The organism is Zavarzinella sp. (genome assembly GCA_041399155.1).
In the GTDB taxonomy this organism is placed as follows: Bacteria; Planctomycetota; Planctomycetia; order Gemmatales; family Gemmataceae; genus JAWKTI01.
In genome coordinates this window covers 967490-979208 of the sequence record JAWKTI010000002.1, presented here as the reverse complement: position 1 = coordinate 979208, position 11719 = coordinate 967490, and the positions used below count along the sequence as shown (strand labels likewise).

Annotated in this window: 8 protein-coding genes and 1 CRISPR repeat array; all 8 genes read left to right on the top strand. The window is 48.8% G+C overall.

Annotation, left to right across the window (positions count from 1 at the left end):
* Positions 1-122 precede the first annotated feature (122 nt).
* The 8 genes from R3B84_14050 to cas1 all read left to right on the top strand — a co-directional run bounded on the left by R3B84_14050 (position 123) and on the right by cas1 (position 6774).
* Positions 123-731, top strand: coding sequence for a hypothetical protein (locus R3B84_14050; GenBank protein ID MEZ6141690.1), 609 nt, complete (start codon positions 123-125; stop codon positions 729-731).
* Between the two features lie 63 nt (positions 732-794).
* Positions 795-1961, top strand: coding sequence for a putative CRISPR-associated protein (locus R3B84_14045; protein ID MEZ6141689.1), 1167 nt, complete (start codon positions 795-797; stop codon positions 1959-1961).
* Between the two features lie 37 nt (positions 1962-1998).
* Positions 1999-2871 carry a hypothetical protein gene (locus tag R3B84_14040; GenBank protein ID MEZ6141688.1) on the top strand — a complete coding sequence of 291 codons (873 nt, stop codon included), beginning with the start codon at positions 1999-2001 and terminating at the stop codon, positions 2869-2871.
* Between the two features lie 52 nt (positions 2872-2923).
* Positions 2924-3835 carry a CRISPR system precrRNA processing endoribonuclease RAMP protein Cas6 gene (gene cas6, locus R3B84_14035; protein MEZ6141687.1) on the top strand — a complete coding sequence of 304 codons (912 nt, stop codon included), beginning with the start codon at positions 2924-2926 and terminating at the stop codon, positions 3833-3835.
* 77 nt (positions 3836-3912) lie between these two features.
* Positions 3913-4044, top strand: coding sequence for a CRISPR-associated endonuclease Cas2 (gene cas2, locus R3B84_14030; GenBank protein ID MEZ6141686.1), 132 nt, complete (start codon positions 3913-3915; stop codon positions 4042-4044).
* 6 nt (positions 4045-4050) lie between these two features.
* On the top strand, positions 4051-4257 hold the full coding sequence (locus R3B84_14025) for a hypothetical protein (protein ID MEZ6141685.1): 207 nt from the start codon (positions 4051-4053) through the stop codon (positions 4255-4257).
* Positions 4250-5812, top strand: a complete 1563-nt coding sequence (locus R3B84_14020; protein MEZ6141684.1) for a reverse transcriptase domain-containing protein — start codon at positions 4250-4252, stop codon at positions 5810-5812. The genes R3B84_14025 and R3B84_14020 overlap by 8 nt, the downstream gene beginning before the upstream one ends.
* Positions 5813-5817: 5 nt before the next feature.
* A complete protein-coding gene (cas1, locus tag R3B84_14015; GenBank protein ID MEZ6141683.1) occupies positions 5818-6774 on the top strand; it encodes a CRISPR-associated endonuclease Cas1 in 957 nt (318 codons plus the stop codon).
* A gap of 333 nt (positions 6775-7107) precedes the next feature.
* Positions 7108-11494: direct repeats of the CRISPR family, unit length 37 nt; unit sequence GTTGCACTGACATGTGGCCGGTGAGAGGCCATTGAAA.
* Positions 11495-11719 lie beyond the last annotated feature (225 nt).

The following is an 11719-nucleotide window of genomic DNA, read 5'->3' as shown; positions in this document are numbered from 1 at the left end:
CTCTACTTTTTCTACTTTTTCACCAAATGGTTGTGGATAAAGTCAGAATAACTTATTGAAGATGTACTTCAAGTCGGTGCTCCTTGACCGTTCCTGCGGAATGGTCCGCGGGAGGCTGGAATGTGTCCGATCATCAAATTATTCATCTGGGGGATCTTGCGCGCATCGAATCAATGGTCGAAACGATTATTTATCGTAGAGATCCGGATTTCGACGACATCGTTCAGCACGTACGGCTGCGACTCATACAGGGGAAATACAATCCTGCAAAGGGAGAGCTCCAAGCGTGGGTGAGAACAACTGCTAAACGTTGGAAAATTGGTATTTATCGAAAGCAGTCATCATTTTCGAAACTGTGCCCTACGTTGGGCGTGATGACTGCTCGAAGATATTTTCTTGTGGAGCAGACTTTTGTCAATGATCCGGTTCGATTGTCCCCCAACGATAAAGGTATTATTACAGGCTGGAAAGAACGAAAACGCCTCGTGCTGCTGGTAGTACCCAACCTGCTGGGAATCCTTTCAGAACATGATCAGCTGGAATTGGTTGCTCATGATGCGTTGGCGGCGTTTCACCAAGCCTGCTTAGGTGATCTTTGCAAACGATCCCGCATAGTGTGGCTGGAAGAAAACTTCGACATCAACCCAGCTACCATTACTAAAATCTGGAATCGTGGCAAACGAGAACTCCAGAATCTGGAACTCATCAAAAAAATTCAAAATAATCTCTAAAAATCTCTAAAAAATGTCCTGAAAGCAATTTCACACGCGTAATCTTCTGAAACGGAGAATCCAATGTCACGCCCGATCATTCTCACCACGGTGGGCACCAGTTTATTCTACCCCAACCTGGCAAACCTGTCCAAGTCGCTCGAAACAGAGCGGGCCTTACCCGCCGATCGGAAACAGTGGACCGAAGAGCAGTTCCAGATCTACGAAACGATGTCGACGGCATTTGCGAATGAGGATTGGCAAGGAGTTGCCCACCAACTGGCACGGTTACCAGCCGATACCAGAATCTGTGGGGCAGAAATCAATTCCGTCCACAGCCTGCTTCAACAACAATTTGCCACCGCCAATGCAGGAATCTATCTTTTTCATTCCGATACGGAAGCGGGGAACAATATTGTTGCCATTCTGGCCGCATATTTCCGCCTGCGTGGGCACGATCCGGTAGAAACCCGGATGATCAGTGGTTTACAGGACAGCGATCCCCAACTGTTTCGGACGCGGGGCCTGAAAAACCTGGCACGTTCCATCGGCGAAACGGTACGCACCTATTCATCAGAGGCCTGCGCCATCAATGCCACGGGTGGGTACAAGGCCCAGATTGCCATTGCCGTTCTGTTGGGGCAGGCGATTGGAATTCCCGTTTATTACATGCACGAACGGTTCAGCGAAATCATTTCCTTCCCACCAATGCCCGTGGCACTCGATTTTTCGTTCTGGATGAAATACAGCGGGCTGTTAACTTCTCTGGAAAAAGGAGTTTACGAAAAAAAACTCTTTACTGATGAGCTCGATGAAAAACTCGATTCTCTGATCAATTCCGAGCAGATTGATGGTCGGGATTACCTTGAATTGTCGGCGACTGGCCAGATTTTTCAGGAAACATTTCGTCATCGCTTTCGGACAGATCGCACGCAGATTCTGCCACCCGCATGCGTGGCGAAAAAACCGAACCAAATTGAAAAGGCGGGCTGGCCGGGAACCTTCCCGCGTGCAATCCGCTTTATGGAAGAGGTCACCACTGAGATTCCTCAGGTGATATATTGTAAAACGCGCGTTTACAATCCGGATCTAGCAGAACCTACCCGTTTTCGGCTGAAACATGGGGAGATCGAAGGAATTTTCACTGATGGCTCCCGCACTGTGAAGTTTGAAGTGAAAACCACTGCCAACACGGAAAATCAGCACCTTGCCGTGCTGGCTGCACTTAATCAATGGCTGATGGAACGATAACTATTCTCAATGATCCGTAATTACCAGGTAAATATTAATGATAAATAAGCCGCTTTTTTTATTTGTCGCTGTAATTAGCTTCATCATTGGGCAGCTGACTGTCGCTAGTTGGGAAAAGTTCTTTTTGGATTCTTGGTTACAGAATTATTTACTTCTGAAGTGTACTGCAATTTCAATTCTATTCATTTTGCTTTTGATTTGTGTATATCATTTTCGCCGTGTTTTACTTCAGCCAATTAATCGTTTACCACATTCCAAGCCGCCTTCCGAAAAACCAGTGTTAATACTGTTTCTATCTAATCTGAAAGGTAGTGATATTGGAGTACAGGGTTACCCAAAGTGGTTTGAACCAACCTGGAACTTCAAATGTGATATTGCAAAGCTAGCGCAGCTAAAATCTGATGCAGAGAAAAAGTTCTGGAGTTGGGAAATGCCACTTCATGCAATTCAACACCACCTTGGAGAGCTGAAAGTTGTCGCAATTGTAGCATCTAAAGAATCGATTTTACAAGCTTATCTATTTCATGATTATTTGGCAAATTATCCAGAACTCAGACATTTACAAGTTAAAGTAATTATCAACAACAAGAACAATCAAGTTGATGTAATTAATTGCCCTAGACAAGCGGATGAATTATCCAGAGATAATGGTTGGGATTTTGAAGACTTTGATAAATTATCTAAAGCACTCGACCGTGGGATTAAGAAAATGCACAATGAATCTGTAATAAAGACAGATAGTGAAGTAATGATTGATTTTACTGGTGGCCAGAAAGTGACTGCAATCGTTACCTGTGCTGTAACATATAATCGAGAAGTAAGTGCGCAGTACGTTTCCACAGTAAACAACGAAGTGCGTGGGTACAACCTTTATAATTCTGAAGTTAATGAAAAAGAACTGGGTTTGTAAAATTACATATGTAAATTATTTTATTTGATTACTATTTGAATTATCTTACTTCATGCTTTCTATCCTGCAAACCACTCGCAACGTTCGGCTAACCACTCCAGGTCGCCTGTTACCCTGGATGGGGATGGCAATTCGTGGCTTAGTGGGCGCCCGGCTAAAAGCCACAACCTGTCTATGCGGTCCGCCAGATGAGCTTGGAAAAATCACTCACCAGACAGGTTGTGCCTACGGCGAAACAATCGATGCCACGCCCACTCCTGCCAATCGTAATTTTGCGGGCCAGGATGATGGCTTTCGTCCCGTGGTCATCGCACCGCAATTCCCCTGTAAAGTGGCGTTAAAGCCTGGTGATGGTTTCCGCGTGACGGTTTCTTTCTTTGGCAGCACTGCCATCGCGTGGCACGATCTGTTTTGGGAAACATTCGCCCACTGTGGGCAGGATTCTGCGGCAGGTTTCAATCCGTTCCACACGCAATTCACTCTAGAACCGATTCTGACAAGAAAATCGGTGGACATCAATCCAGTGCGACCGCTGAAGAACAAAGACAGTGCAGTAGACCTGGAAATTGAACTCACTTCCCCGCTTTTTCTACGTGAAGAATATCAGCGTGGGAAGCACCGCACCATCTTCGAACCCACATTTGCAGATTTCATGGGTGCGTCTCTCCGCACTTTGGGTGGGCTGTTCCGCTGTTACGATAAACCACTTCAGGCTGACTTCGCCCGCATGAAAGAACTTGCTGCTAGTGTTCTCACAGAATCGCATTCTTTCCGCCCATTCAAACAACTCCGTCATTCCAACAGAACCGATCACCGTGCAGTGCTGCAAGGTGTCATTGGTAAGGCCCAATTCCGACAAGTTCCAGTGGAGCTGATTCCCTGGATTCATTACGCAGGAATTGTGCACGTGGGCCCGCACCGCGTGGCGGGGGCCGGCGGTTGGAAAACAACTTTGATGCAGTGATTTTTCTTTTTTCAGACTTTTTTGTCCTACTTCTGCCTCCTGGTACGTTCTTACTGAGTGGCATTCAGAAACCAGTCATGAAATACATCATTGCCTACGATATTGCTGACCCGAAGCGGCTTCGCAAAATAGCCCGACTCATGGAAAAATGGGCAATCCGTACCCAGAAATCAGTTTTTCTGCACTCTGGTGATTCTGCATCAATCTAAGCCATTTTGGATACAGCGTCACAAATCATCGACCCATATGCGGACATTATCCAGGTGTGGGAATTACCAGCAGCGAAATCAATTGATGGCATTCAGATTGGCATGGAGCATCGTGCCACTCAGCACGTGGTAATTTGCATTGCAAACAAACCACTATTAACACTGGGAAGTTCAGCTTCCCAAACAAACACCCAGGAGAACCCGGATGATTAAAGTTGCCCAAACACCGCATCATGAAGAACAATCTTCTTCCCAAAACAAGCAGTTGATTGAATTTCAACAGCAAATCTATCTCGATACGATCATGGCAGAAATTCCCCATGGTCATTTAATGGGCTGGCTGCTGGATCACCGTAATCTGATTGCAGCGTGGGGGCGAGTTTCCAATTCCGATGGTGCTGATACCCCTGGTGTCGATCAACTTACGTGCCGGTCTGTCAAACCACAACTAAGCGAATGGCTGCAGAAGATATCTGATGATATCTACCATGGCACTTACGAACCAATGGCTATTCGCTGGATACTGATACCCAAATCCAAGCCTGGGCAGTTCCGCCAGTTAGGTATTATGACCGTGCGGGATCGTGTTGTTCATGCTGCAATCAAACAAGTTTTGGAACCAATCCTGGAACCAAGGATGGTGCCACAGTCTTATGGATTCAGACCAGGCAGATCAGTTGCCAGCGCTCTGGCCGATGCTGTTCAGATACTCGATTCCGGTGAACGGATAAATCGGCCCATGACATTTGCTGCTTCATTGGATATCGAAAATTGCTTCGATACTATCGATAACCAGTTATTAATAGAGCAACTTCGCACCTTGATCTCCGATGATGATCTGATGTCATTGCTGCAAAAATTACTCAATTCTGGGGCTACTACAGCAACTTCACGATTCTGGCGAACCAGGCAGCGTGGTCTCATTCAAGGCAGTTCACTGTCACCTTTGTTGTGCAACTTCTATCTTGATCGTCTGGACCGCGATCTGCTGCAGTATTCAGATCTCAACGAACATGCCACACAAATGCTGCGATACGCAGATAACTTACTTTTGTTGGCTGAAGATGCCTCTTCTGCAAAATCCGGTATTTCAACAATTCATAAATCTCTGGGCAAACTGTACCAGAAATTAGGTGTCCGTCGCCCGACAGCGGTGCCCATCCAACAGGGAATCGATTGGCTTGGTGTCACCCTGCGTCCGAGAATCTTTAAAATCGAAAATCACCTCTCTTTCGGTTATTCCATACCGGCAAGTAAAGTCCAGAACATGGTAGACCGGCTTTCCGAAATGACCGCACTACCAAGCGAAAAAATTGACGCTGCTGTGTTCAATCTCGAAAAGTGGATTGTTGCAATCAATCAACAGCTCAGACAATGGCGACAATCTTATCTTTATGCAGATAATGCTTTCGAAGTATTTCGAACCCTGGATGATTACGCCCGTCTCCGTTTCGGAAAACTACTTTCCCATCTCACGGGAGAACGGATGGCAAGCATCCGTACAAAATATCGTGTTCGTCTGCCACGTGGATTCTGGTCGTGGCAGGTCAATGGAGTGCGTATGTCCGTACTTTCTTCATTGGCTCCTCATATACCCAACAACCTTAAATTTAAACCACCCTGGATGGTTTCAAAACCCCGCCGGAAACAACAACTTCCTATTCTCTCTTCAGGAGTCTCAGAACTACAGGATCATGCGTCATTAGAAGCTGAAACAGAAACAAACGATGATGATTCAGTTCAACTCGAAATCAATGATCTGGAATAAGCCCGATGAGAAACAAAAGACAAACTTCTGTATCCACCCGTGTGGCACACCTGGTAGGCCCTGGCAAAATCAAGATCCTGAATGCTCAACTGGCTTTTTCTGCCAAGGATCATCCTCCTGTGCGGATTGACCATCGAGCCATAGATACGATGATCTGCTATGGCCCGGTGGGTATCAGCGACAACGCTGTGATCTTGATTTTAAAGCACAATATTCACCTGGCCTGGTTATCCCTGCGTGCGAACCTTTGTCGTGGGTTTCTGGTGAACTATCGCGCAGACCAGGTTGCAACACGGTTGAAGCAGTTCTACTTGCTCAACGATCCCGAAAGACGACTGGAATGGGCGAAATTCATTGTGCAACAAAAACTACTATCGCAAAGAGATTCTGCACGCAACTTTCAGAAGCAGGGAACTTCTGAAGCAGGCGAAACAATCTCCCGGTTGGATCAAGCCCTGATGGATGTCGAATCAGCGACCTCAGTTCCACAACTCCGTGGGATCGAAGGCAATGCTGCTCGTGCCTGGTTTCTCCTGCTTGGATGCAGGCTTCATCATCCATGGGTATTCACCACACGCACCAGAAGACCTCCAAAAGACCCAGTGAATGCCCTGTTAAGTATCGGCTACACCTGGTTGTTCACCAAGGTGCTGGCACGGGCGAGTGCCTCTGGATTAGAACTGAACCTCGGTGGATTGCACGATTTTCGTCCGGGGCGGGCCTCTTTCGTTTGTGATTTGATCGAGCCACTTCGCGTTCTTGCGGTTGATCGCTGGGTGCTGACCATCTGCAATCGCAACAATATTTCGCCTGCCAACTTTACCGATGATCCATCGTTGGGCTTTCGGCTGCAACCAGATCTGTTTCCGAACGTACTGCATTCCTGGGAAAAATATTGGTTACAGAACAACCTGCACGAAGTTCTGGAAGCAGTCTTAAACAGTTTTCTGAAAATCCTGTAATTGAATGAGTGTTCCCCCTGCCTTAGTGAAACAACACTAATTAATATTGCCAAATGACCTTGAAATTGATTCGCGATTTTGCAAAAAATTGCAAAATGGCTGGAAAAAGCTGAAAATGGCGGATATCGAGAGAATGAGGTGAAAATATTCTCATCAAGTAGCGAATTCCTGGCAACATGCTGGCAAATCCGTAATTCTTTATCCTGTAAGGAGTTACGATGCCATTCTGACAAACGATTGATGGTTTTACATGGTATAACTGATGGCTTTTTGGGGCATGCTGGCAAATGGATTGCTTAACTGCTTAAATCGCTTACACTTACAACTGGTGCCGTTGCACTGACATGTGGCCGGTGAGAGGCCATTGAAACGCTCCACCGTGCATCGGACCTGGGCCATCCAGCACCCATGGTTGCACTGACATGTGGCCGGTGAGAGGCCATTGAAACGGAGTCTCTGCTAAGATCAGATGCTCTCTGACACCGATAGCGTTGCACTGACATGTGGCCGGTGAGAGGCCATTGAAACGTCACCGTCAATTCGACGCGGCAGTTGAGTTCCACCGATGTTGCACTGACATGTGGCCGGTGAGAGGCCATTGAAACAAGCCTCTATCGGGTGTTTCATTTCTTCTGCGTACAGAAAGTTGCACTGACATGTGGCCGGTGAGAGGCCATTGAAACCGTGCGTAGTTGGGTAATGGGTTGGTAGAGGCACTTGTTGCACTGACATGTGGCCGATGAGAGGCCATTGAAACATGTAGGCAACCGACGACAGTGACGCTACCATTCCGGTGGTTGCACTGACATGTGGCCGATGAGAGGCCATTGAAACGTAAGCCACCCGACGAGGTAAGATCGACATCAGCCACAAGTTGCACTGACATGTGGCCGGTGAGAGGCCATTGAAACAAACATCTCAACACTCCTTAGCTCGTTACGTGAGCCACTCGTTGCACTGACATGTGGCCGGTGAGAGGCCATTGAAACCTTGTGCCTGGCAGCAGGTGCAGAACCTGTCCATTTTACACGTTGCACTGACATGTGGCCGGTGAGAGGCCCTTGAAACTCGTCCATTGTGGCGGTCATAAGCACAACCTTGAGGTTTTTGTTGCACTGACATGTGGCCGGTGAGAGGCCATTGAAACCGAACGTGTTCGATATCTCGAACCGTTCAGCCCAATTCATGTTGCACTGACATGTGGCCGGTGAGAGGCCATTGAAACAGTGCCACAGGTTTGCATCGTATTTTAGCGTCATAGTCTGGTCGTTGCACTGACATGTGGCCGGTGAGAGGCCATTGAAACTCGTAAACCACACTCCCATTGTCAGGGCACTTCTCATGGGGGTTGCACTGACATGTGGCCGGTGAGAGGCCATTGAAACTTGCTTTCGTAGCGATAGTTTCTACGCTCTTAATTTCAAGTTGCACTGACATGTGGCCGGTGAGAGGCCATTGAAACTTCAACTATTCACAGTAAGACACAGCAGGTTATCAGTTGCACTGACATGTGGCCGGTGAGAGGCCATTGAAACAGTGCACCTCGCGGACAACCCGCCACTTTACCAGGCTTACGCGTTGCACTGACATGTGGCCGGTGAGAGGCCATTGAAACATCTCGCTATTGCCTTTCCGTGGCTCGACCCACTGCCAGTCGTTGCACTGACATGTGGCCGGTGAGAGGCCATTGAAACGCAGATATCCAGGCGATAGTACACGCCGTAGCCTCTGAAATTGTTGCACTGACATGTGGCCGGTGAGAGGCCATTGAAACTAATTGAAGTTCATCCAACCGACACTACTGCCAACGACAATGGTGGGTTGCACTGACATGTGGCCGGTGAGAGGCCATTGAAACAAAAAGCTGCTGGTCGAGCTCCACGGTGTACGTTTTTAGGTTGCACTGACATGTGGCCGGTGAGAGGCCATTGAAACGCCAGCCCTGGCGTGGAATGAGACCTTGTATTCCAGATCGTTGTTGCACTGACATGTGGCCGGTGAGAGGCCATTGAAACTCGGTGGCAGACCAGAAAATATTGCGAGATTCCAGAGCCTCGTTGCACTGACATGTGGCCGGTGAGAGGCCATTGAAACGATGAATCGTGAAATTATTGAAAAATTGTTCTGCCCGCTGCGTTGCACTGACATGTGGCCGGTGAGAGGCCATTGAAACTCCCATCGTTATCAAAACCCTCCTAGAGACAGAACAGGGTTGCACTGACATGTGGCCGGTGAGAGGCCATTGAAACGCCAGTATCCCATTCCCATTCGAGCTCTTGCATCGTCACGTTGCACTGACATGTGGCCGGTGAGAGGCCATTGAAACGACCGTTCGCATAATTTCAAGAGACATATGTCTCCTTGCCCGTTGCACTGACATGTGGCCGGTGAGAGGCCATTGAAACCCGTCAGCTTGAGGAGGTCGCGGAAGGACTCCGGCAACCTCGTTGCACTGACATGTGGCCGGTGAGAGGCCATTGAAACGTAAATCAGGGCCGTACAAGAGCTGTGAAACAGCCGCTGCCACGTTGCACTGACATGTGGCCGGTGAGAGGCCATTGAAACGACGCACTTGGGAATCGCTTTTACCAAATCCTGGTTACTTCGTTGCACTGACATGTGGCCGGTGAGAGGCCATTGAAACCAAATCTCCTTAACCTTCTACCTCAGGGGTTTCAACTTGTTGCACTGACATGTGGCCGGTGAGAGGCCATTGAAACCATAGGCCAGTGCGCCCCAGCCGTACCAGCCGAACGCGTTGCACTGACATGTGGCCGGTGAGAGGCCATTGAAACAATTAACTAACGACGTATCAGCCACCATAGCTGATACCGTTGCACTGACATGTGGCCGGTGAGAGGCCATTGAAACGTGTCCGTATTTTATTTCCGCCACAATCAGATTTCGCACGTGTTGCACTGACATGTGGCCGGTGAGAGGCCATTGAAACGGGGGCTTTCATCCCAGTAATACGCGCGGATCGCCGCGCTCGTTGCACTGACATGTGGCCGGTGAGAGGCCATTGAAACTCCTGGCGGGCGGTCGGCGCTGACTGCCACAACCACCTCGTTGCACTGACATGTGGCCGGTGAGAGGCCATTGAAACAAGGTGTTGCTGATCTCATGACGCATACAGAAGTCCGTTGTTGCACTGACATGTGGCCGGTGAGAGGCCATTGAAACCATAGGCCAGTGCGCCCCAGCCGTACCAGCCGAACGCGTTGCACTGACATGTGGCCGGTGAGAGGCCATTGAAACAATTAACTAACGACGTATCAGCCACCATAGCTGATACCGTTGCACTGACATGTGGCCGGTGAGAGGCCATTGAAACGCGGTTATCTCTGGCTGCACATCTACCGCCGGCAACTTGTTGCACTGACATGTGGCCGGTGAGAGGCCATTGAAAGCTGGAACAGTTTGTCGTCAATTTGTGTTGCATCGACAGTGTTGCACTGACATGGGGCCGATGAGAGGCCATTGAAAGTCTTAAACCGACGAAAGCCCAACTCGATTTGGGTTTGTTGCGTTGCACTGACATGGGGCCGATGAGAGGCCATTGAAAGAAAACCAAATTGGATGCTTTCATACGCTTCTCCCGAGTTGCACTGACATGGGGCCGATGAGAGGCCATTGAAAGGCCCAACCGCTGTTCGGAACGACAAAAGATCACGTGACCTTGTTGCACTGACATGGGGCCGATGAGAGGCCATTGAAAGAAGGCAACTATTCCTCTGCCACTCTCGGCCCACAGCCACGTTGCACTGACATGGGGCCGATGAGAGGCCATTGAAAGACCATAGACAATGTGAGACTGACAGGTTCTCCCTGTCTTGTTGCACTGACATGGGGCCGATGAGAGGCCATTGAAAGAAGGTGGCGACTTCACCACCTGCGAGTTGCACGCTTATGGTTGCACTGACATGGGGCCGATGAGAGGCCATTGAAAGAGGCCAACGGATCGATGAGATTGATCTCCCTATCAATCATTGTTGCACTGACATGGGGCCGATGAGAGGCCATTGAAAGACCATTGAAGACACCAAGTAAATGGTGCCATCTTGTGGGGGTTGCACTGACTTGGGGCCGATGAGAGGCCATTGAAAGGGACGAATGTTGACAGTGACACTCCTTCTAGAGTCCAAGTTGCACTGACATGGGGCCGATGAGAGGCCATTGAAACGCAATTCTTTTGGTGCTATAACTCCGGGTTCAAGTTGTTGCACTGACATGGGGCCGATGAGAGGCCATTGAAACAACCGACGTTCGGTGACTTGCATACCATCAACGCTTCCTGTTGCACTGACATGGGGCCGATGAGAGGCCATTGAAACGACTGTTGAACGACCACTCGATCATGCCGGTGGCATGATTGTTGCACTGACATGGGGCCGATGAGAGGCCATTGAAACTGCGGTTAGGGTGCCCACGGAATAAGCTGCGCAACACCGTTGCACTGACATGGGGCCGATGAGAGGCCATTGAAACATCAATGGCAAACGTGTAGTTGTCATTTCGGAGAGCGAGTGTTGCACTGACATGGGGCCGATGAGAGGCCATTGAAACCGGTAAACATCCCCGGCAGACGCGACGAGCGTAAGGGGGAGTTGCACTGACATGGGGCCGATGAGAGGCCATTGAAACGTCATTGGGAGATATACTGAGTATACCCCTACCAACCAAGTTGCACTGACATGGGGCCGATGAGAGGCCATTGAAACTCGATTTAGGGCGTGAAAGCCGTCTCGATGTCAACGACACCGGTTGCACTGACATGCGGCAGTAATCGCCTTTCGGTGTATACCCAATTTTTACTTTCCAACATTCGTTTGATTGTTAATTTTCAGGAATTCACAAAAATCTTTCCATCTACATAAAGAACACTTGACTAAGCACTTACGGCAAACTAACCCCCATCAAATAGTGCGAACGTGCTACAAAAATT

Bases quoted from the DNA above. Each gene is read 5' to 3' on its own strand.
- R3B84_14045 (MEZ6141689.1), top strand. From the start codon at position 795: ATGTCACGCCCGATCATTCTCACCACGGTGGGCACCAGTTTATTCTAC.
- R3B84_14040 (MEZ6141688.1), top strand. From the start codon at position 1,999: ATGATAAATAAGCCGCTTTTTTTATTTGTCGCTGTAATTAGCTTCATC.
- cas6 (MEZ6141687.1), top strand. From the start codon at position 2,924: ATGCTTTCTATCCTGCAAACCACTCGCAACGTTCGGCTAACCACTCCA.
- cas2 (MEZ6141686.1), top strand. From the start codon at position 3,913: ATGAAATACATCATTGCCTACGATATTGCTGACCCGAAGCGGCTTCGC.
- R3B84_14020 (MEZ6141684.1), top strand. From the start codon at position 4,250: ATGATTAAAGTTGCCCAAACACCGCATCATGAAGAACAATCTTCTTCC.
- cas1 (MEZ6141683.1), top strand. From the start codon at position 5,818: ATGAGAAACAAAAGACAAACTTCTGTATCCACCCGTGTGGCACACCTG.